This is a genomic window from Bradyrhizobium sp. WU425, assembly GCF_021052305.1.
In the GTDB taxonomy this organism is placed as follows: Bacteria; Pseudomonadota; Alphaproteobacteria; order Rhizobiales; family Xanthobacteraceae; genus Bradyrhizobium; species Bradyrhizobium canariense_D.
On sequence record NZ_CP088089.1, the window covers coordinates 910778 to 932664 of the forward strand.

Annotated in this window: 19 protein-coding genes and 1 pseudogene; 11 read left to right on the forward strand and 9 right to left on the reverse strand. The window is 61.0% G+C overall.

The features are described 5' to 3' along the window. Window positions 1-62 precede the first annotated feature (62 nt). The 5 genes and pseudogenes from BcanWU425_RS37515 to BcanWU425_RS04325 form a co-directional block, all read right to left on the reverse strand. A pseudogene (locus BcanWU425_RS37515) lies at window positions 63-143 on the reverse strand (BA14K family protein); the annotation flags it as partial. A 571-nt stretch (window positions 144-714) separates the two neighbouring features. Beyond that, complete coding sequence (locus BcanWU425_RS04310; protein WP_231190011.1) at window positions 715-1467, reverse strand: carbohydrate ABC transporter permease; 753 nt, start codon at window positions 1465-1467, stop codon at window positions 715-717. A 94-nt stretch (window positions 1468-1561) separates the two neighbouring features. Further along, the gene (locus tag BcanWU425_RS04315) at window positions 1562-2491 is read right to left on the reverse strand and encodes a carbohydrate ABC transporter permease (RefSeq protein WP_204512624.1); all 930 of its coding nucleotides are present in this window, start codon (window positions 2489-2491) and stop codon (window positions 1562-1564) included. 15 nt (window positions 2492-2506) lie between these two features. Next, the gene (locus tag BcanWU425_RS04320) at window positions 2507-3538 is read right to left on the reverse strand and encodes an ABC transporter ATP-binding protein (RefSeq protein ID WP_231190013.1); all 1032 of its coding nucleotides are present in this window, start codon (window positions 3536-3538) and stop codon (window positions 2507-2509) included. Between the two features lie 77 nt (window positions 3539-3615). Then, window positions 3616-4908: an ABC transporter substrate-binding protein gene (locus BcanWU425_RS04325; RefSeq protein WP_204512622.1), complete on the reverse strand. Its 1293-nt coding sequence runs from the start codon at window positions 4906-4908 to the stop codon at window positions 3616-3618. A gap of 1184 nt (window positions 4909-6092) precedes the next feature. Between BcanWU425_RS04325 and BcanWU425_RS04330 the strand changes: the two genes are divergently transcribed. The 9 genes from BcanWU425_RS04330 to BcanWU425_RS04370 all read left to right on the forward strand — a co-directional run bounded on the left by BcanWU425_RS04330 (window position 6093) and on the right by BcanWU425_RS04370 (window position 15507). After that, window positions 6093-7868, forward strand: a complete 1776-nt coding sequence (locus BcanWU425_RS04330; RefSeq protein WP_231190083.1) for a thiamine pyrophosphate-requiring protein — start codon at window positions 6093-6095, stop codon at window positions 7866-7868. After that, entirely contained in the window at window positions 7869-8966 is a 1098-nt protein-coding gene (locus BcanWU425_RS04335) for an enolase C-terminal domain-like protein (RefSeq protein ID WP_204512620.1), read from the forward strand. Window positions 8967-9122: 156 nt separating this feature from the next. Then, on the forward strand, window positions 9123-9914 hold the full coding sequence (locus BcanWU425_RS04340; protein ID WP_231190086.1) for a hypothetical protein: 792 nt from the start codon (window positions 9123-9125) through the stop codon (window positions 9912-9914). Continuing rightward, window positions 9907-10575 (forward strand): gluconate 2-dehydrogenase subunit 3 family protein, encoded by a 669-nt coding sequence (locus tag BcanWU425_RS04345; RefSeq protein ID WP_231190089.1) that lies wholly within the window; start codon window positions 9907-9909, stop codon window positions 10573-10575. The genes BcanWU425_RS04340 and BcanWU425_RS04345 overlap by 8 nt, the downstream gene beginning before the upstream one ends. Then, window positions 10565-12217, forward strand: coding sequence for a GMC family oxidoreductase (locus tag BcanWU425_RS04350; protein ID WP_204512618.1), 1653 nt, complete (start codon window positions 10565-10567; stop codon window positions 12215-12217). The genes BcanWU425_RS04345 and BcanWU425_RS04350 overlap by 11 nt, the downstream gene beginning before the upstream one ends. 38 nt (window positions 12218-12255) lie before the next feature. Continuing rightward, window positions 12256-12699 (forward strand): PPC domain-containing DNA-binding protein, encoded by a 444-nt coding sequence (locus BcanWU425_RS04355; RefSeq protein ID WP_204512617.1) that lies wholly within the window; start codon window positions 12256-12258, stop codon window positions 12697-12699. A 1-nt stretch (window position 12700) separates the two neighbouring features. Next, complete coding sequence (locus BcanWU425_RS04360; protein ID WP_231190092.1) at window positions 12701-13075, forward strand: sensory rhodopsin transducer; 375 nt, start codon at window positions 12701-12703, stop codon at window positions 13073-13075. A gap of 55 nt (window positions 13076-13130) precedes the next feature. Further along, the gene (locus BcanWU425_RS04365) at window positions 13131-14177 is read left to right on the forward strand and encodes an SDR family oxidoreductase (protein ID WP_204514017.1); all 1047 of its coding nucleotides are present in this window, start codon (window positions 13131-13133) and stop codon (window positions 14175-14177) included. 124 nt (window positions 14178-14301) lie between these two features. Beyond that, on the forward strand, window positions 14302-15507 hold the full coding sequence (locus BcanWU425_RS04370) for an ABC transporter substrate-binding protein (protein WP_377791183.1): 1206 nt from the start codon (window positions 14302-14304) through the stop codon (window positions 15505-15507). 226 nt (window positions 15508-15733) lie between these two features. On the opposite strand, the gene BcanWU425_RS04375 is transcribed toward BcanWU425_RS04370, so the two are convergent. Next, window positions 15734-16837 (reverse strand): DNA topoisomerase IB, encoded by a 1104-nt coding sequence (locus tag BcanWU425_RS04375; protein WP_231190112.1) that lies wholly within the window; start codon window positions 16835-16837, stop codon window positions 15734-15736. A 256-nt stretch (window positions 16838-17093) separates the two neighbouring features. On the opposite strand from BcanWU425_RS04375, the gene BcanWU425_RS04380 reads away from it, so the two are divergent. Beyond that, the gene (locus BcanWU425_RS04380; protein ID WP_231190115.1) at window positions 17094-17918 is read left to right on the forward strand and encodes a ribonuclease HII; all 825 of its coding nucleotides are present in this window, start codon (window positions 17094-17096) and stop codon (window positions 17916-17918) included. A gap of 30 nt (window positions 17919-17948) precedes the next feature. Here BcanWU425_RS04380 and ligD read toward each other — a convergent pair whose 3' ends face one another. From ligD to BcanWU425_RS04395, 3 genes are read right to left on the reverse strand one after another with little or no spacing between them, the layout of a single operon-like run. Then, window positions 17949-18896, reverse strand: a complete 948-nt coding sequence (ligD, locus tag BcanWU425_RS04385) for a non-homologous end-joining DNA ligase (protein ID WP_231190118.1) — start codon at window positions 18894-18896, stop codon at window positions 17949-17951. A gap of 12 nt (window positions 18897-18908) precedes the next feature. Beyond that, window positions 18909-19472: an MOSC domain-containing protein gene (locus BcanWU425_RS04390; protein WP_231190119.1), complete on the reverse strand. Its 564-nt coding sequence runs from the start codon at window positions 19470-19472 to the stop codon at window positions 18909-18911. Next, window positions 19472-21154: a DNA polymerase/3'-5' exonuclease PolX gene (locus BcanWU425_RS04395; RefSeq protein ID WP_231190120.1), complete on the reverse strand. Its 1683-nt coding sequence runs from the start codon at window positions 21152-21154 to the stop codon at window positions 19472-19474. Before BcanWU425_RS04395 ends, BcanWU425_RS04390 begins: the two co-directional genes overlap by 1 nt. Window positions 21155-21698: 544 nt before the next feature. On the opposite strand from BcanWU425_RS04395, the gene BcanWU425_RS04400 reads away from it, so the two are divergent. Continuing rightward, on the forward strand, window positions 21699-21884 hold the full coding sequence (locus BcanWU425_RS04400; protein ID WP_204512610.1) for a DUF3606 domain-containing protein: 186 nt from the start codon (window positions 21699-21701) through the stop codon (window positions 21882-21884). Window positions 21885-21887 lie beyond the last annotated feature (3 nt).

The following is a 21887-nucleotide window of genomic DNA, read 5'->3' on the forward strand; positions in this document are numbered from 1 at the left end:
ACATTTCGGGGGCGGGCCGGCTTGAGATCGGAATAGCCCGCTGCAGCGGTCTACCCGAACGGTTAGGGGCACGGATGCCGGACGCCATCGTAACCGAGGTATGTGCCGGATGCGGGATCATAGGATTGATAGCGCTGCACGCACTAGGTCATTGGCATCGGCTCTCGCATCGCTAATCGCGCTGCCGATCAGAGCTCCGGCGGCGAGGCCGCCGACCATGGCGGCACCGGGTGCGTAATGTCCGCGCCAGTGCGGCCGATTCAGGCCACGATGCCAAGGCCGGTACTGCACCGGCTGAACGGATGCCGTCGCTCCAACCATCGGCGCCGCGAGCAAGGCAGAGGTCGAGTTAAAGGAAATCGCGCCAGCAGTAGTGAGGACGAGAAGAAAACTTCGCAAGTTCATCCATGCCTTCGTGGCTGGGTTGTGTACGAATGCAACGATGTCTCGCGAGCTTGCGTTCCGATGAGCCTTTGGGGATCCAAGCGTCAGAGGGTCGCAGGTGCGCTGTTGCTCAGCGGCCCGCCAGGATACGTAGGCGGATGATCTCGGTCCGCCACCGTACAATACCTGACACCTGCCCGTTATGAGGGCACGCAGGCGAGGTCGCGACGACCGACACAGCAGCAGCGGCGCGTCACCCGTTTGCAGGCGCAATTCTGGCCTCCTGTACTCCTCGATCCTCCGGGATCGAGATGTTCGTCGCGGCCGTTACTATTTGACGGCGCCGCCGGTGATGCCAGAAATGAAGCGATCTAGGAACAGATTGTAGGCGATCGCCACCGGAGCGGCGGCGATCAGCGCACCCGCCATGATCTCGCCCCAGAAAAACACATCGCCGCGAATGAGGTCCGTCGACACGCCCAGCGTGATCGGCTTCTGGTCAGACGACGAGATGAAGGTCAACGCGTAGACGAACTCCTGCAGGGTCAAGGTGAAAGTGAATATCACCACCGTCAGGATTGCTGGGACTGACAGGGGGACTGCCATCTTGATGAACGCGCCAAACAGGCTACAGCCGTCGACGATCGCTGCTTCCTCGATTTCGATTGGAAGCGCCTTGAAGAACCCCATCAGCAGCCACGAGCAGAACGGGATTGTGAACGTCGGATAGACCAGCACCAACGACCACATCGAATTTTGAAGGCCAAGTTCGGCAATGATTCGGGACAGCGGCAGAAACAGCAGAGTCGGCGGGACGAGATAAGTCAGGAAAATCGCGATGCCTAGCGCTTCTCCCTTTCGACTCGTCATGCGGGCCATGGCATAGCCTGCAGGCACGGCAGTAATGACCGTTATTATGACGACGCAGAGGCCGATGATCAGCGAGTTCAATAGCCAGCGCGCGAACAATGTCTGATCGAAGAGGTAGATCACATGGTCGAGCGTCGGTCGTTGGTTGAACCAGAACGGGTTGTTGCCGAGATTATAGAGGTCGCTGTTCGGCTTGAATGCGGTGATCACCATCCAGTAGAACGGGAAGGTCGCAAGGATTACGAAAAACGCCAAGGCGACAAAGAACGCGACCTGGCCGAGCGAGCGGGTGATCGTGCGGGGCATTTCAGATCTCCCGCCGCCGAATGAAACGGAGCATGAATATAACGACGACCAGGAGCACCGGCAGCATGAACAGAGAGATGGCCGCGCCATGCGAAATGTCGCCTGAGACGATGCCGGTCTGGAAGCCCGCAAAACCCAGCACGGAGGTCGCCCCCACCGGGCCGCCCTGGGTCAGCAGAAATACAATGGATAGATCCGTAAACGTGAACACGATGCCGAAAATCAATCCGATCGCCACGATTGGCAAAATCATGGGCAGGATGATCTGGTAGTTGCGCCGCCAGAAGCCGGCGCCGTCGATCGTTGCCGCATCAAGTACGTCCTGCGGAACCGCGGTAATCCCGGCGAGAAAAATCACGATGGCAAACGGAAAGAAACGCCAGGCATTGATGATGATCACGCACAGCATTGCCAGATGGGGATCGCCAAGCCAGTTCGGCGCGTTTACGCGTTCCACGAGCCCCATGGCGATCAACGTCCACGTGATGACGCTGTAGAGCGAATCGAACATCCACCGCCAGGCAATCGTGGCGAGCGCAACGGGCACGGCGAACGGCAGGATGATTAGCGCTCTGACGATTTTGCGTCCGGGAAATGGCCGTAGCAACAGGAAGGCTCCGAACTTTCCGAGCACCAGCCCAAGCAGCTGGGATCCAAAAGTGAAGATGAAGGTGTTGGCCAAAGTGTGGGTGAAGGTCGGGTCTTGGATGATCTGCTCGAAGTTCGCCAGCCCGACAAAGTGCCACGTGGGATTGTAGAGAGTGTAGGCGCTGACCGAGTAGTAGATCGCCAGCAGCAGCGGCAACCCGACGAGCAAAAGGACGTAGAGGATGGCCGGTGCAATCAGGACCGCTTCCAGCGCATCGCGCCGATCGAGCAGAAATTGAAATCGTGTTGCCGGTCTGGGGAGTGTTTCAGCGACAACGACCATAGCGTACGGCTCCGTTCAGTGTTGGGCCATTCGGTTGCCGCTGCTGTCGAAGTGCCGAAGAGAGCTCCTCTTCACCGCGAACGCATGCCACTCGCCGGTGCGGATACTTGCCTCGGCTACGTGCGCGCCAGGCAGTTTTGCCGTGATCAGTTGTTCCGAACTAAAGCCTTCTAGCACCCCGTATACGATCCGCTCCGAGCCGAGATATTCCGATCGATCAACCCGGAACGAAAACTCGGCTGCACTTTCATCTTCGACCATGGCCTTGGGTAGGAAGTTCTCGGGGCGGAAGCCGAGGTATTCGCCGCCATTTTGGGTTACGATGTTCATGGGTGGTGCGCCGACAAAGGTTGCGACGAAGAGGTCGGCGGGGTTGTTATAGATTTCGACCGGTGTCCCCACCTGGCGAATCTTTCCCTTATCAATGACGGCGATTCGGTCGCCCATCCCCATGGCCTCAACTTGGTCATGGGTCACGTAGATGGTGGTGAGGCCGACGCGCTGCTGAAATTGCCTGATCTCCTGACGGGCCGACGTGCGCAATTTGGCGTCAAGGTTGGAAAGCGGCTCATCGAGCAGCAGCGCGGTCGGTTCTCGCACCAGCGCGCGCGCCAGCGCGACACGCTGACGTTCTCCCCCCGACAACTGGCGCGGTCGCCGGTCGAGTAGATGGCCAATGCCGAGCAGTTGAGAGGCCCACTCGACCTTCTTGCCGATTGCGGCCCTCGAGACCCGCTGCGTGCGTAGCGGGAACGAGATGTTATTCCGCACTGTGTAGTGAGGATAGAGACCATAGCTTTGGAACATCATCGCCACGCCACGGGCGCGTGGGGGTATCTCGTTTACGATGCGGCCGTCGATCAAAAGATCGCCGCTGGTCTGTCTTTCGAGGCCGCAGATGATCCGCAAGAGCGTCGTCTTGCCACAGCCTGATGGGCCTAGCAGCACCATGAACTCCCCATCGGGGACCGTCAGACTGATTCCATTGACGGCAGGTACATCGCCCCCAAACGATTTGACAATGTTTTTGGCAAGTACTGCGGCCATTGCACATCCGGACTTCGGCTTGAGCCTCGTCCGTCCTCTCGTTTCCGACCTCGCACACACGCTATCCGCGGCCGAGCCTAGCTGCCCTGCCATTTTTTGAAGACGGCTTCGGCTTGCTTGGCGGCCCATTTGACCGATTCCTCGGCAGACATCTGGCCAACGGCCGCCTTCGCCATCATGTCGCAGATGACGAAGTCGTTATAGACCTCGTCCACAGCAGGCCACGACGGCCCGGGATAGCCAGGAGCTGCCGACCAGGCATCCGAGCCCTGTAGCACCATCAGTTTGTCGTTTGGCGTAGAGGTCGGGTCGCTCGACAGGATAGGCATTGGCTTCGGCACGAGGTTGGCGAAGCAAGGATTGTTGTAGCCTTCGCTCGCCTTGAATGCCTCCGGCCAATGGTCCGCGTAGTACTTGAGAAAATCGATCGCGCCCTCCCGGTTCTTGGCGAAATTCCAGATGCCGTAGTACTCCGCCGAGCCGCCCATGATCTGGCGCGCCGGTCCCTTTGGCGGCATCATCACGAACGTGTCGTCGGCTCCTTTCGGATTAGTTTTCTGGAATGTCCGGTACGCCGAGATCGGGTTGATGATCATCGAGCCGATACCGGAGGCGAGGTAGCGGTTATTGCTGGAATCGTCCCACGACAGCACTTCGGGCGTCATAGCATCGTTATAGAGTGCCGCTGCGAACTTGACGGCTTCGACCGTCTCCTTCTTATCGAGCACGACATTCTTGCCAGCTTCGTCCTGAAGCGCGCCACCGAAGGCCCACAATAGCCCGCGCCAAGTCGTATTGGGGTCGTTACTATGGCCGAGCGAAATGCCCACCGGGTGACCTTTGGCCTTCAGCTTCGCCCCGCCTTTGCGCACATTGTCCCAAGTGTCCGGCGTTATACCGATCTCGTCCCACATGCTCTTGCGATACATCGAGGGAAAGCTGATGTAGAAATCGGGAAAGGCGGACCAGGTCTTGTCGTCCTGGTTGTAGCCGATCTGGCGGCCGATCGTGGAAATCTTGCCGTACTTCTTCTCGGTTGCCTCGACGAGGCCTGTCAGATCGACGAGGAATTTACGATATAGATGCGCTCCCCCGGAGCCGTTCCATCCGAAGATGTCGTGACCCGATCCAGCGGAGGCTTCGGCAGCTGCGCGTGCCGCAATATTCCCCACCGGAATGTGGTCGACGGCGACCGAAACGTTGTTCTTGTCGCCCCAATCTTTAGCAAATGCGTCGAACCATTTATCGTACTCGGGGACGAAGTGGCTCCACTGCACGATTGTCAGCGTCTTGGTATCGGCTAACGCCCGCGTCACGAATGGCGCGGAAATGAGTGGGGCAGCAGCAACCGCAAGGCCGGCCTGCTGCACGAAACGGCGTCTCGTGACGCGCGATCTGCGTCCTGTGTCCATCGTCGGTGCCTCCTCTGTTGATTGTCGGTGGGGTGAGGTGCCTCGGGCCGCCGCCTAGCATGAGCACCGGCTTTGGGACCACAATGCCGATGCTCTCACGCTTGGGTATCAGCGCTCTCGCTAAGGTGGCGAATGCCGTCGGTGGGCGGGTAGGGATCAGAGCTGCCCTACCGTCCACGCGCCGCTCCCAGCTACATAGTATGGCTACATCGGCTAGACGGGCGACGAAGTAATCTGCGGGGGTGCCGAGGGCATCGAAGCAATCATGCCATCCGGTCGCACTCCCAAGGCTGGAAGTAACCAGGTTTCGGCGACACTGAACTTCACGTTCGGCTTTTGCGGGAGAGAGGACGTCGATATCGAGCGTTGCCATGAAGGGCTCCTTCCCAGCACCTCGTTTCGTTCAAGGGCTGGGCCCTGTCCCATGAATGCGTTGGTCGATTGAAGGTTCGTATCTACGTTGGTAGACCTTAGATGCAGTGGTGGTGACTGCATAAACAGATGCAGGCCAACACAATGACCCCCATCCCTATGACGGCCTTTTAGCTCGCAGGTGACGGAGCGAGCTCGCAAACTGCCATCCGCCATCTGGATCACTAGATGTAGAGCGGAAGCTCGCCTCGTCAGCCATCGCGTCACAGACCGCCGCCAGCTTGCACTACCGGTGCCGGATCAATATCGACCATTGCTTCTACGTCTGTGCTGCTCGCACTTGAACACCCAATGTGCGTTCCCGTACCGAGTTCGTGGCTTGTCCCGGGCTGCGGCGCTGCCGCCTTGACTGGTGGATCGCTTGTCGCAGGTGAATTTGGAGGACTGTCGGCAGATCCTGTCGCCCGATTTGTCATTGAGCTGCCACTGATCTCAAGTCTGGAGTCGATCTTGTGAAGGGCCAAGCGCAGCGCTTCCTTACGTGACAGAAGCGAGACGAGATATGCAGGACGTCACCTCGTTGGCTCTACGTCCGAAAACCCGCCTGTCGAATCCGATTTAGCTCGTTAGGGGACTTCGTCGACGCTTAGCGGTACGTGACCGTACAGACAGCGTAGCGCCCGTGACCAGCAGACCGAAACGTTAGTCTGTTTTTCACGTTGGTCTTTACATCGTCCGCTTGTGGCGGCGCCACCCCGAAGGCAATTCCAATGAACGTTAGCGATTTTGTTTGGCATCGGCTGTCCGAATGGGGCTTGAGCCGGGTTTATGGGTACCCCGGAGACGGCGTCGGAGGTCTGGACGTCGCTTTAGAAGGCGCCAAGGACAAAATGGAGTACGTGCAGGTCCGGCATGAAGAGATGGCCGCCTTCATGGCCTCGGCGCACGCGAAGTTCACCGGTCAGGTGGGACTTTGCTACGCGACGTCCGGACCGGGTGCAATCCACCTGTTGAATGGCCTGTATGACGCCAAGATGGACCATGTTCCTGTGGTCGCTTTGGTCGGGCAGCAGGCGCGAAGCGCGATCGGAGCCAGCTATCAGCAGGAGGTCGATCTCCAAACACTCTTCCAGGACGTCACGGAGTACGTCGCGCAAGCGAGCGTCCCCGACCAGGTTCGCCACCTGATCGACCGGGCTGTTCGGATCGCGCACTTCAGACGCGCCGTTACGTGCGTGATCTTGCCGAAGGACGTGCAGGAGCTCGACTACAGCGATCCGCCGCTCGCACATGGCGCGACCCACACCGGGCTCGGCTATGCGGGGCCCGCCAAGATACCAAGCGAGGCCTTGCTCCGTGCCGCTGCTGACGTGCTCAACAGGGGCGACAAGGTGGCCATCCTGGTCGGCGCAGGCGCGCTCGAAGCAACGGACGAGGTCATCGCTGTGGCCGAGCGTCTCCAAGCGGGCGTCGCGAAGGCTCTGCTCGGAAAGGCCGCGTTGCCCGACGATCTGCCATTCGTGACCGGCTCTATCGGCTTACTCGGAACCAAGCCCAGTTGGGATCTGATGAAGAACTGCGACACATTCCTCATGGTGGGGTCCGCATTCCCCTACAGCGAGTTCCTGCCCAAGCCGGGAGACGCGCCTGGCGTGCAAATCGATATCGACGGCTCGCGGCTCAGCCTCCGCTATCCCATGGAGGTCAACATCGTTGGCGACAGCGCGGCAACATTGAACGCGCTGCTCCCCCTTCTTGACCGAAAGCAGGGCTCGGCTTGGCGGCGGGACATCGAAAGCGGTGTGCGCGAATGGTGGGGCACGTTGGAACGACGTGCCATGAACTCTGCCGATCCGCTCAATCCACAGCGCGTGTTCTGGGAGTTGTCACCGCGGCTTCCGGATGATGCGATCATCACGGCCGACTCCGGGTCCGTGGCGAACTGGTATGCTCGGGATCTGAAGATCCGCCGCGGCATGAAAGCCTCGCTCTCGGGCGGATTGGCTTCACTAGGCGCGGGCACTCCTTACGCGCTTGCGGCCAAGATGGCCTATCCGGACCGGACCGTGATCGCGTGCATGGGGGATGGAGCCATGCAGATGAACGGGCTCAACGTGCTGATCACCATCTCCAAATACTGGAAGGAATGGTCGAATCCCCGACTCATCGTTCTCGTGCTAAACAACCGCGATCTCAATCAAGTCACGTGGGAAGAGCGCATCCAGCTCGGCTCCGGCAAGACGGAATCCACGCAGAGCATCCCGGATTTTCCATATCATCGGTACGCCGAGCTGCTCGGGCTGAAGGGAATATTTGTCGACAATCCGGACAGGGTCGGGGCCGCCTGGGATGAGGCCCTCGCAGCCGACCGTCCCGTGGTGCTGGAGGCCTACACCGATCCGAACGTGCCGCCCTTGCCACCGCACATCACGCTGAAGGACGCGAAGAACTTCATCAGCATGATTCCGTCAGAGCCTGAGCTCGGAAGCGTGCTCAAGAACAGCGCAAAGGAGCTGCTGACCAGTATCGTGCCTGGGAAGGAATAGATGAAGCCCGACATTCCCATCGACCGCCTGCGCGCGCGAGCGTTTTCCGTTCCGACCGATCGGCCGGAAGCAGATGGGACCTTCAGCTGGGATTCGACGACTCTTGTCGTCGTCGAGGCGTGGGCCGGCAACAAGAAAGGCCTAGGCTACACCTATTCGAGTGCGTCTATCGTCGGCCTGATCGACGCCGAATTGTATCCGTCGATCAAAGGTCAGGACTCGATGGCTCCTCAGAGCTCGTGGTCATCCATGCACCGTGCAGTGCGCAATCTGGGTCGAGAAGGACTCGCGGCGACCGCTATATCTGCGGTGGATGCGGCGCTTTATGACCTCAAGGCCCGGCTCCTGGAGATGCCATTAGTCGGCATGCTGGGCAGCTACCGGCTTCGCGTCCCAATCTACGGGAGCGGAGGCTTCACCACATATTCCGATGATGAACTTCAAGAGCAGCTCGGAGCTTGGGTCGCCGAACAGGGGTGCGCCTACGTCAAGATGAAGGTCGGCTCGCAGCCGAAACGCGACCCCGAGCGAGTGAGGCTCGCCAAGCAAGCGATTGGAGAACGCGCCAGTCTCTTTGTCGATGCAAATGGAGCATATACACCCAAGCAAGCGCTCGAGCTTGCAAACGCCTTCGTCCAGGAAAGCGTGAGCTGGTTCGAGGAGCCCGTCTCGTCGGATGATCTCGATGGTTTGCAAGCGGTTCGCGCGCGCGTCCCGGCTGGAATGGAGGTCGCGGCGGGCGAATACGCCTACACGGTGGACTACGTGCGGAGGATGCTCGCTGCGCGTGCGGTCGATGTGCAGCAGGCGGATATGACGCGCTGTGGCGGGATCACCGGTTTCCTCCAGATCGCTGCCGTGTGTGACGCATTTCACGTCGATTTGTCCGCCCATTGTGCGCCTTCGCTGCATCTGCACGCAGCCTGCGCTGCGCCGCGCTTGCGTCACCTGGAATGGTTCCATGACCATGTCCGGATCGAACACTTGCTGTTCGAAGGCGCTCCCGTCCCGAAGAACGGAGTCATCCGTCCCGATCTGTCGCGACCGGGAAACGGGCTGGCCTTCAAAGAGGCGGATGCCGCGCATTATGCTGTTTGAGTAAACCACATGACACGAACAACACAGTCAGCTTTCCAGTATGCTGCGGATGTCTCGCGTTCGCTGGCCCACCGGCCGGCAAGCCCGACAGGATCAGCAGTTCTCTCGCGACCGAACAAATCGACGCAGAAGAAGTCCGTAGTCGCGGCGCGCCGATTGAACCGCGCGGCCGGGGGCCTGGCAGCCTCGGTGCTCGCCGATAGCGCGGTCGAGCACTACCGCGGCTCCTTCAAGAACAAGGCCATGTTCGTGCCGCTCGTCGTGTCGGCCGTGACGCTTGCGATGAGTGCCCACGGCACTGCGGACACGCGCCCGCTCGCTCATGGAGCGCGTGATACAACTTATCTATTGGCCGCCGCGACCGGTCTGATTGGGACCGGCTTTCATTTGTACAACGTGACGAAGAAGGTCGGTGGCTTCAGCTGGCAGAACCTATTTTATGGCGCGCCTGTCGGCGCTCCTATGGCGATCCTGCTCTCTGGCCTTTTGGGATATTGTTCGGAGCGCGTGCGCGAGAGCAAGTCACAAACAAGGCCCAAGGTCCTCTCGTTGCCAGCCGGTCGGACGATCGCGGCGGTGACCGCAGCTGGGTTGCTGGGGACGACGGGGGAAGTGGGATTGCTGCATTTCCGTGGGGCATTCCACAATCCGGTGATGGCCGTTCCGGTCACCCTGCCGCCGATCGGAGCCGGGTTGCTTCTGGCGGCATCAGCCGGCGCACGACGCCCACATCGGCTCGCGCGCTGGTGGATGCGACTGCTTGTAGGGATGGGCGTGGCAGGGGTCGGTTTTCACGCCTATGGCGTATCGCGGAATATGGGTGGCTGGCGCAATTGGAGCCAGAATCTTCTCAGCGGGCCACCGCTGCCGGCGCCGCCGAGCTTTGCCGGGCTCGCCGTTGCCGGTCTTGCGGCGCTCGATCTGATGAGGGAGTACCCTGATGCATGACAGGACGCGCCCTGTTACCTCAAGCGAGCCTTATCCCGACTACGACGTTCTGAACAAGTGTAGCGGACCATCATGGAATGACCAGACCCGGGCGGTCGTGGCGCGCCGTTTGGCGATTGCATCGGAGCCGCGGTTCTTCACAGTCCCCGAGTTCGAGACCGTTTCGGCAATCGCCGCCCGTATCCTCCCGCAGCCGGCCGATCGGCCGGGAGTTCCAGTTGCCGCGCTCCTCGACAGCAAGCTGCAGGAAGGTACTTGCGACGGCTATCGCGTTGCCGGAATGCCGCGAGACCGGGAAGCGTGGCGGCAGGGGCTGAAGGCCATCGATGCCGAAGCGCAACTGGCCTACCAGCGACGTTTCAACGAGATCACCGAAGCGGAGCAAGATGAATTGTTTCGTCGTGCTGAAGCTGGTGCGCTCACCGACTCGGAGTGGGGCACGATGCGCTCTGCGGACTTTTTCAAACGCAGATTATTACGCGACATCGTGCTTGTTTATTACGCACACCCGACCGCCTGGAGCGAGATCGGTTGGGGTGGACCGGCAAGTCCGCGCGGCTATGTGCGTCTTGATTTCAACGAGCGCGATCCCTGGGAGGCAGCTGAAGCAAAGCCGGGCGCTGAGGACAAGGCAGCGAGGATCAATCGCCATGTCCGATGACCCCCTGCAAAGTCCGCGTGCCCGGAACGGCCGCGCCCCGGATGTCTTCCGACCCGGCGCTTGGGTGCCGATGAAGCAGTACCGCGAGAACGAGGTTGTAGACTTCGCCATCGTGGGAACGGGGGCGGGCGGCGGCACGCTCGCGTGTAAGCTCGCCGAATACGGCTTCTCGGTCGTTGCGCTCGATGCCGGGCCATATTTTCGGCCACTCGAAGACTTTGCCTCCGATGAGTCCGAGCAAACCAAGCTTTATTGGACCGACGATCGCATCGTGGACGGGGCTAATCCGCTGCAGCTGGGCAGCAATAACTGTGGCAAGGCCGTCGGAGGCTCGACGGTGCATTTTGCCATGGTGTCGCTTCGCTTCCGACCCGAGTGGTTCAAGGCGCGCACGCTACTTGGCTACGGGGCCGACTGGCCATTGGATTGGCGCGAGATGTGGGACTATTACACCGAGGTCGAGCAGGCACTGAAGATATCCGGACCGATCAACTATCCCTGGGGGCCGCCGCGACCGCGGTACCCCTATCGAGCCCATCCGCTCAACGCGGCCGCGCGTGCACTCGCCAAGGGTTGCGACGCGATGGGGATCAAGTGGACCGAAACACCACTTGCCACTCTTTCCGCTCCCCGAGGTCTGGCGCACCCTTGCGTCTATCGCGGCTTCTGCGTCGCGGGGTGCTCGACGAACGCGAAGCAGAGCGCACTGGTGACGTGGATCCCGCGGGCGCTCGCGTCAGGCGCGGAAATCAGGGACCTTGCCATGGTCGGCCTTGTCGAGGTGGGCAGGACCGGTCTCGCCTCGGGCGTGCACTATCATCGTGACGGCAGCTGGCATTTCCAGCGTGCGCACAACGTCGTCGTCGCCGGGTATGCGATCGAAACGCCGAGACTCTTGTTCAATTCCGCGACGGACAAGTTTCCCGAGGGGCTTGCCAACAGCTCGGGTCTGCTCGGGAAGAACCTGATGGCGCAGTCCAATCAGGCAGTGTGGGGCGTGATGGCCGACGAAGTACGATCCTACAAGGGGCCGCCCTCGCTCGCGATCACCGAGCACTGGAACTACGAGGATAGGGGCAAGGATTTTTTTGGCGGTTACGCCTACATGAGCCAAGGGCCACTGCCGCAACTCTGGGCGAATACGCAGGCGAGCGCGCACGGCCTGTGGGGGCCCAGGCTCATCGCCGAAATGAAGAACTACAACCATGTCGTCGGTCTGAAGATCGTCGGTGAAATGCTGCCCCAGGAAAGAAACTGCGTCACCCTGACCGAGGAGGTCGACCAATACGGTTTGCGAATTCCGCGCGTGACCTACTCATGGTGCGAAAACGACAAGCGTTTGATCGATCATTCGCTCCGGTTCATGAGCCAGGCACTTCGAGCCGTCGATGCCAAGGATATCTGGATCCAGGAGGATGATACCTGCCACTTGAATGGCACTGCGCGAATGGGCACCGATCCTGGAACCAGTGTGGTGAACGCGGATTGCCGAAGCTGGGACATCCAGAATCTGTGGATCTGCGACGGTTCTGTATTTCCGACGGTTGGGGGAGCCAATCCGTCCTTGACCATTCAAGCGATCGCGTGCCGTACCGCCGACCGCATTCGCACTCTCGCGCGTCAGGGAGAGATCAGAATCTGAGCGAACGAGAGTATTTAACAAAAAATAGGTGAAACCCGATGAAGCACAAAATTCTCAGCAAGAACGCAGGCCAGCGAACCTTCGCGGTGGTGCTGGAGACGGGTGAAGAAGCAATGCATTGCTTGGCTGCACTGGCGAAGGAGCAACGTATCTCGGCTGCACAAATAACTGGGATCGGCGCCTTCAGCGAGGTCGTTCTGAAATACTTCGATTGGGAAAAGAAGGAGTATTTGGAGAACCCCCTCAACGAGCAGGTGGAAGTGGCATCTCTGGTCGGCGACGTCGCTCTGGCGCCCTCGGGCGAGCCGTCGATCCACGTTCATTTGGTGGTGGGCAAGCGCGACGGGGCGGCGCTGGCCGGGCATTTGGGATCGGGGATGGTCCGTCCCACACTCGAGGTCGTCGTTACGGAGAGCCCGACACATTTGCGCAAGAGAAAGGATGCTGAAACCGGCTTGGCGCTGATCAGGTTGGAGGATTGACATGCGAGAGCTCGGCTGCACCATTTGGGCGATCCCGGAGGGGTATATTCCAAGCGGTGGCGTTAGCGAGGCCCACGATCTCGTCTCGCACGAAACAGCTTGCTTCCTGAACGCGGGAGACCGCGATGCCGAGGTCAGGATCACGTTGTTCTTCGAAAACCGCGACCCCGTCGGTCCCTACGTCCTGACCGTACCTGCCAGGCGAACGCTGCACATGCGCTTCAATGATCTTGCCGACCCCGCGCCCGTGCCACGTGACACCAGCTACGCCTCGCTCATCGAGGCGAGTGCACCGATTGTGGTTCAGCATACAAGGCTTGATTCGCGGCAGCCGGCAATGGCTTTGCTGACCACGGTCGCCTTTCCGGCGAACTAGCCAGGCGTGCATTCGCTTCAGTGCAATGAACATCAGGAGCCAAGCCGTGAATTATCTGCCAGTCAAGCCAAGTCAGGTGGTCGTCATCACCGGTGCGTCTGCAGGGGTGGGTCGTGCGGCGGCCCATCGGTTCGCGCAGGCGGGTTTCTCGATCGGGCTCATTGCGCGGGATGGAACAGCTCTCCAGGAAGTTCGGGACGAGGTGGAAAAGCTGGGAGGCCGAGCCATCGTTCTCCCTCTCGATGTCGCGGATGCCGAGGCGGTATTTGCGGCCGCTGACCGCGTCGCAGCAACCTTCGGACACATCGATGTATGGGTGAACGACGCAATGGTCACCGTCTTTTCGCCGTCGTGGGAAATGACACCTGATGAATTCCGCCGCGTCACCGAGGTGACCTATCTCGGATTCGTGCACGGCACGATGGCCGCACTTCGCCACATGCGACGGGCAAATCGAGGATCGATCATCCAGATCGGCTCGGCATTGGCCTATCGCGGCATTCCGCTGCAGTCGGCCTATTGCGGAGCCAAGCACGCCATCAGAGGCTTCACCGATTCCCTGCGAGCCGAGCTTATCCATGATCGGAGCGCCATCAATTTGACCATGCTGCAGTTGCCGGCCGTCAACACGCCGCAGTTTGACTGGGCTAGGGCCCATATGCGCCGGTCGCCGCGGCCGGTGGCTCCCGTCGTCGAGCCCGAACTGATAGCGGACGTCGTATTCGGGGCTGCGAACAAGCCGGCGCGGGAATATTGGATAGGCTTGAGCACCCTCAAGCTCATCTTGGGTAACATGATCATGCCCAAGTTCCTGGACAGCTATCTCGCGAAGGTTTGCATCGGAGGACAGCAGACTGAGCACCCGATCGGTCCCGACCGAATAGACAATCTCTACCAGCCCGTGCACTCGCTTCACCGCACGCGCGGCAGCTTCAGCGCGGAATCCGGGACCACGGCTCTTCTGGCACCTGGCTCCCTCAGTCGGTGGGTGCCCTACGCTGCGACGGTACTTGGAGGGGCCGCCCTCGGGTTGTTCTTTGTATTGAACAGGCCCCAAAAGCAGCTTCAGCGCCCAACGCAAAAGGCCGCTTCGCGGAGGTAGACACGTTCGGCAAGTAGTGTTGAGCCGGAATTCGGTCCGATGGTCTGGTTGATTTCACCGAGCACCGCCCCACGATGCGAAGTCTTAAGACCTCGCGCTGAAATCAAAAAAGGAGGAACGTAAAATGAAATACATTGCGGTAAGAACGTTTGAATTATTGCTTGCAGCGTCAATGGCGGTGACGACTGCACACGCGGCCGAAAACAAGGTTGTGATCGGCGATATAGACGACATGTCCGGCCTCTATGCCGACGTGATCGGCCCCGGCGGCGTCGAGGCGGCCAAGATGGCGATCGAGGATTTTGGCGGCAGCGTGCTAGGTAACAAGATCGAGATCATGGTCTCCGATCACCAGAACAAGCCCGACGTCGGAGCGCAAAAATTTCGCGAATGGGCCGATCGCGACGGCGTTACGATGATTCTCGGCGGATCGAACACGGGAGTTAGCCTGGCGATGAACAATGTGGCCAAGGAGAAGAAAATTCCGTTCATCGCTATCGGCGCAGCCGGCGCATCACTGACCGGCAAGGACTGCACACCCTATACGGTGCACTACGTCTACGACACGACGGCACTCGGCAACGGTACGGCCAAAACCATAGTGAAGCAGGGCGGTAAAACCTGGTTCTTCCTCACCGCCGACTACGCCTTTGGCACCCAGTTGCAGGAGTCCGCCTCGAAGGTCGTCGAGGCCAATGGCGGCAAGGTCACTGGCGCCGTGCGCGTTCCGCTCTCCACGTCGGATTTCTCGAGCTATCTGCTACAGGCGCAAAACGCGGGTGCGCAGGTGCTTGGACTGGCCAATGCCGGCAACGACTTCACTAACTCAATCAAGGCTGCCGACGAGTTCGGCATCGCCAGGACAATGAAGCCCGCCGCATTGCTCGCCTTCATCAGCGACATTCACAGCCTCGGTCTCAAGACCGCACAGGGCCTCTACCTCACCACGGGCTGGTATTGGGATCTCAACGACAAGACCCGCACCTTTGCCAAGCGCTACTATGCGAAGACGAAGCGCGAGCCCACTATGAATCAGGCGGGCTATTATTCGGCGACCATGACCTATCTCAACGCGGTCAAGGCTGTCGGCTCCACCAATTCAGATAAGGTGATGGCCGAGCTCAAGAAGATGAAGATCGACGACATGTTCACCAGCAACGGCAAGATCCGTGCCGACGGCCTGATGGAGCATGAGATGTATATCATGCAGGTCAAGAAACCCGAGGAATCCAAACAGCCTTGGGACTACTACAAACTGGTTCACACTATGTCGGGCGAAGAAGCATTCGGGAAGTTGTCCGACTCCGCCTGTCCGCTGGTTGCACACTGATAGTGGTGTTGCAATCGCTTGGTCGCAGGGAGGAGCGCACCCGCAGGTGCGCTCTTGTTGGAGTGCGGAATGCGAGCGCCTTTCCGCCGTTCACGCAGCGTTGCATATAACTCGGATCGCTGCGCCCCGCAAAACGCCACTTCCCGCTCTGCCGACGAGAGCACCTGCCGAGGCGTGCGCGCAGGCATCGAGGAGGACGCGGGCGTTCGGAGACTGGTACGCGAGGCTAGGCGGGCGCCTTCAGAGAATTGAGACGCTTGCGGAGAAATGCCAGCACCACGATCTCGTCGGGAGTGAGCTTGGCGTACTGGCGCTTGAACTTCTGCGCGATCTTGGCATCTATCATCTTCACGAGGTCACCAGACATGTAGGCGTTCAGGACTTCCGGATGCACGTAGCACTTGCGGCAGATGGCCGGTGTGTTGCCGAGCTGCTTCGAGACGCTTTCGATCGCGGCGACGATGTTGCGCTTCGCCTCGGCCTGGCTATCGTACTTCTTGAATTCGGCAAGCGCCAACGCCGCCAGAACGGTTCCCGCCCAAGTTCGAAAATCCTTGGCGCTGAAGTCCTCGTCCGTGATGTCCTTGATGTAGGCGTTGACGTCGCCGGAATCGATCGTGCGGGGCTGTCCGTCGTCGTCCAGGTACTTGAAGAGCTCATGTCCCGGGATCTCCGCGCAGCGCTTCACGATCGCGGCTATCCGCTTGTCCTCGACGCGAAGCTTCCACTGTTTGCCCGACTTGCCCGTGAAGTCGAAACGAAGGACGCCGCGCCCGACCTCGACGTGCTTGCGGCGCATGGTCGTGAGCCCGTAGGACTTGTTTTTCTCGGCATACTCGGCGTTGCCGACCCGGATCAATGTCTTCTCCAGAAGACTGACGATCGTGGCCAGCACCTTCTCGCGGGGCAGTCCGTCCCGCTTCATGTCGGCGGCGACCCGCTCCCGCAGCGCTGGCAGCGCGGCCGCGAACTGGATGATGTGCTCGTACTTGTTCTGGTCGCGCAACTCGCGCCATTTTGCGTGGTAGCGGTACTGCTTGCGGCCCCGCGCATCGAGCCCGGTTGCCTGGATGTGGCCGTTCGAAGACGGGCAGATCCACACGGATTCGTAGGCCGGCGGGATGCCGATTGATTTGATGCGTCGGATGACGGCGGCATCGGTGATGCGCTTGCCGTCCTTGTCGTAGTAGCTGAAAGTGGTTCCAGTCCGCTTGCGCGTGTACCCCGGCGCGGAGTCGCTGACATACCGGAGGCCTTCTTCCGCGATGGTGGCCGCGACCTCGGCGGTGCGGTCCAGAACCTCTTCTTCGTTGCTGGTTTGTCGGAGCATGGGCCGGTCCCCTCGGAAGCACCCTGGGATCGAGGCTCCACTCTTTCTAAAGGGATGAACACACCGGTTGGTTCCGCTCGGAGGTCGGTGGACGCGAGGTGTGGATCAGTGGCCTCAGAACAGCGGGACCTCAGATGGAGAGCCGGGCCGGTTCCTTTTGATAAGGCGCGCGCAGTCGATGACGGCATGGTCTAACTTCAGACAATCGCCACAAATTTCGCCGACACCTCCCCACAGTCAATTCACGATGGCCGCTATGTCCCAGTATTCACTAAACGTATTGCGTCAGCGCTATGTCGTCGAGAAAAGACCACTTGGGGCCAGCATCGAGCAGATCTTGCGGGCCGACGCCCGCCCGGGAGCCCGTGCCATCCTTGCGTCAATCGATAAACGGCGCTCCGAAAATAGGTCCGAGGGGCAGCGCCTTCGAAAGATGCTCCGCTACGAGAGCTCTCTCTGGGAAAGCGGCCATCATGCCGTCGCAGGCGTGGACGAGGCGGGAATGAGCCCTCTCGCCGGGCCAGTCTCTGCTGGCGCCGTTATCCTGAAGCCCGGCACGCGGATAATCGGAATTGACGACTCGAAAAAACTCGACGCCGCCGCTCGCGAAGAACTCGCGACGGAAATCAAGGAAAAGGCAGAGAGTTGGTGTGTAGCATTCGTCGAGGTCGAGGAGATCGACGAAATCAACATCTATTGGGCAGGCATCCAGGCGATGCAGCGCGCGGTCCGGGGCCTAGGATTGACACCGCAGCACTTGCTGATCGATGCGAGGCGGTTGAAGGAAATCGAGATCCCTCAGCAGGCCATCATTAAAGGTGACGCCAAGTCCGCCAGCATTGCGGCCGCCTCCATCCTCGCGAAAGTCGAGCGCGATATGGTCATGCGGACGCTCGACGTGCGTCACCCCGGCTACGGATTCGCGGATCACAAGGGCTACCCGGTGCCGGCTCATTATGAGGCGCTCGCCAGGCTTGGTGCATGCGCAGCTCACCGGAGGTCGTTCGGACCTGTACGCAAGGCCCTCGGACTGCCGCCCCTGCCGCCGTGGCCTTCGGCATCCGAGCGCACCGCTGGTTGAACTCCTGGGTCCACGTTTCGTCTCGGCGTACTATTTTCGCGGCCATTTCTTTTCGCGAACGACGTCCTTGGCGTTTTTGTCGGACCGCAGGCCGAGATAGACCGGCTGGCGCAGCTCGCCCTTGCTAGTCCACTCCGCGAACTTCACTTCCGCGACCAACGAAGGACGCACCCAAGTCGTAACCCGCTCATCCTTCACTTTGCCAGAGAAGGGCGACTTGGCGGTCTTGAGCCTCACGAGCTTGCCGTGGAGCTCTTCGAGAACTTGGTGGCTGAAGCCGGTGCCGACGTGGCCGATGTACCGCCATGCATCGTCGTCGCGTACCGCCAGCACGAGGGCGCCGAAGAAGGGCCGGGTTCGCCTCGGCGCGGTGAAGCCGGCGATCACTACCTCCTGCCGCTGCGCGGTCTTCACCTTCAGCCAATCGGCGGTCCGGCGTCCGGACGCGTACGGGCTGTCGGCGCGCTTGGCCATGATGCCTTCGAGATGTCTCAGCTCGGCTTGTGCAAAGAACTTTGTGCCGCTGCCTTTGCGGTGGTTGCTGAACGCGATGAGCTTGTGGCGCGGCAAGAGGGCCTTGAGCCGCTTCTTGCGCTCGAGAAGCGGCAGCGCACGCAGGTCCTCGCCGGCTGCGAACATGAGGTCGAACGCGCAGTACAAAAGCTTGGCCTCGTGACGCAGGGCGTTTTGAAGCAACTGGAAATGGGATACGCCGTCCTTCCCGATCGCAACGAGCTCGCCATCGATCACGGCGTCCGCCTTCACTCCCTCAAGTGCTTTCGCGACCTCGACATAGGAGTGGCTGATGATCTTCCCGTTGCGGCTGTAGAGCGCGACCCGACCACGCCGGATTTCCGCGACCATGCGGAAACCATCGAATTTGTCCTCGAAGACCCAATCGGGATCGTCGAACGGCGCATCCGTGAGCGTGGCCAACATGGGCTGCAGGCGATAAGGCAGGGTCGATTTGCGGGCCATGGTAGGCTCTTTCTACACGGCCGGCAGAGGCCGAAACGAGGAGGACGGAGGGCGAGCCCGCGCGGTATCACCAGCCGCGACCATCCCGCCGGCCCGTACCACGCCCAGCACCCCAGCTTTGAACGGAGGGCCCGTTTCCGCCGACGAGAGCACCTGTTGCTTAAGGCCGGGCTGGAAGCGGTCGATCAGAACGCAAGGCGTCCGGAGGCCGGTCAGCTCCACGATCGCCGTTGGTCCAAGCTCGATGAGCGTCCGGAGAGGCATCCGCTCAAGGTCCAGACCGGCAGTGGTGATATTCTCGCCCAGGTCCCCCGCTGCGACCGTGAAGCCGGCATCCGAAAGGGATGCAAAGAGCTCGGCCGGGATGAGGTGCACCTGCCGGAGATTGGGTAGGCGCGGCTGCCGGCGGGCGAGATACCGGTGCTTGACGAACGCGCCGGCGTGGGCGTCGCCTTCGACGCCATGGCCTTCCACCAGCATGATCCGGTCCTGCGGCGGTTTGCTGAAGTGGTGATCGCGATCGGCGGCAACTGCGACTACGGTGCCCTCCAGCGAGAAGCCGTGCCCTTGCTGCATCAGGCCGCCCGGGCGAACGAGCGCCGCTTCTGGCGGAGGTAGCGCGTGATCTCCGGAAGAGCCATCGCGTTCAGGACCCGGTCGGCGGGGACACCGCCCTTCCGAGCGATCTCGACGCCCCAGTGCATGTGGTCGAGCTCGGGGATCGAGTGCGCGTCCGGATTGATGCTCATCAAGCAGCCGAACTCAAGGGCGGCCTGGTGCCAGCGCCAATCCAGGTCGAGGCGCCATGGATGGGCGTTGATCTCCACCACGACGTCATGCTTGGCACAGGCGCGCAGCACCTTGTCGACATCGATCTCGTAGCCTGGCCGCCGCTGCAGCTGGCGCCCGGTCATGTGGCCGATGATGGTGGTGTGAGGATCGGAGATGGCCCGAAGCAGGCGCTGCGTCTGCGCCTTGCGGTCGAGTTTGAAACGGCCGTGGATGCTCGCGACCACGAAGTCGAAGCGCTGCAGCACTTCGTCCGCATAGTCCAGCGAGCCGTCGGCCAGAATGTCGGACTCGATGCCTTTCAGGATCCGGAAATCCTTGCCGAAGCGCTTGTTCAACCGGTCCGCGTCCCGGTGCTGCTGCGCGATCTCTTCCTCCGAGAGACCGCCTGCGTAGTGCGCGGACTTGGAGTGGTCGGCGACCCCGAAATACTCGAAGCCGCGCTGGCGCGTCGCCTTGGCCATCGTCTCCAAGGTCTCCGTGCCGTCGGAGGCATCGGTGTGGCAGTGAAGGATTCCGCGCAGGTCCTTGTCAGTGACGAGCTTCGGCAACTTGCCCTTCAGCGCCAGCTCGACCTCGCCGCGGCCCTCACGGAGTTCAGGATCGATGAACGGCAGGCCGAGGGCACTATAGATCTGGGCCTCGTCGCCGGCGATCAGGGTGCGACCCTTGTGCAGCCCGTCGCTCTCCAGCCGCATTCCTTTCTCCGCGGCCAAAGCCTGGAGCCTCTCGATGTGAGCGGCTGAGCCGGTGCCGAAAAGAAGGGCGGCGCCGAAGCGATTGCGGTCGGACAAGCGGATTTGCAGTCCGTCCGCCGCCGACGGCTTCGGTTCCTTGGCGGCCTCCGGTGCTTCCGCAACGATGGTGAGATCGCCGACGAGTTCGCAGCCGCGACGGAAGTCGCCGGCGATCGTGACGCGCTTGAGCTCGGGCTGGGACTTTCTGATCGAATCCTTGGCATGTGCCAGCAGGACGGCGGCACGGTGCAGGTGGAGCCGACCTTCTCCGCTTTTCGCGATGGCCAGGTTCTGGAGGATCTTGGTCTGCAGCGCGGCGCCCAGTCCCTTGGCCTTCTTGATGCGATCGTCCTTGGCGGCGGCCTCCAACTCGGCGAGCGAGGTGATACCGAGATCCTTGTAAAGCCGCAGCACCTTCTCGGGGCGGAGACCGGGCACAGAAAGCATCTCGAGCACGCCCTCGGGTATCTCCTTCCGGAGCTTTTCCAGGGTCGGATGAGAGCCCGTCTTGTGAAGCTTGGCGATAATGTCGGCGATCGCCTCGCCGACGCCGGGGATTTCGGTCAGTCGGTCTTCGGCGATGAACACGTCCAGAGGGACGGCAAGGGCCGCCAAGCTGTCTGCGGCCCGCGTGTAGGCTTTAGCCCTGTAGGGATTGCCGCCACGCAACGCTGTCCGCTGTGCGTATTCTCGCAGGAGACTGACGATCGTGCGAACGTCCACGGAGGCCACTCAACGAGCCTCCCGTTCCGCGCCTCGCCTCACCGGAGCAAAGGCTCCCTTAGTGGGTGAGCCGTCATCGCGCCGGGGATCGAGAGATGCCTCAAGTTTTTGCGCTGCCCGGAAGTCCTCAAGGTGCTGCGTGTTCGGGCTATAAGCGCCCTCCTTCTTGAGGAGATTGTAAATTCGCCCAGCAACCAGCTGCAGATGCTTCATTCTGCCGCGCGGCATCGATCGGGCTCTGCAAAGAGCCCGGACGGCGCAGGCGCGGAAGTAATCGAACGCGTCAGACATGATCTCGGTAAACGCAGGCCACGGCCGATGGTTCGGTCGGTCGGGACTGGAGGCCGGTTCGGCTGGTCCATTAGGAACCTAGTGCGTGGGCGCGATGCCAAACGTTCGCGGAGAGATCGCATAGCCTCTCGCTGTTTGAAGATGAAGCAGAGACGGGTGCGTCGCTCACGGTCTGAGGGCTTATGGCAACTGCGAGGAGCTTGGGGAACCTCCGGAATCCTTGGGGCGTTGCACCGCCAAGATTCGCAGAAAGAGGTGCGCGATGGCAGCCGCGAAGAAGAAGACCGCGCGAGGACGCAAGCAGGACCGGGCGCGCGTCGCAGGCGGGCAGAAGTACGAGGTCGGCTATGAGGCGAAGAAGACCGGCCGCTCCGCCGCCTCGGTCAAGAAGGCCGCGAAGAAAGTCGGCAACTCGCGCAAGAAGGTCGAGAAGCGCCTCGGCCGCTGACGG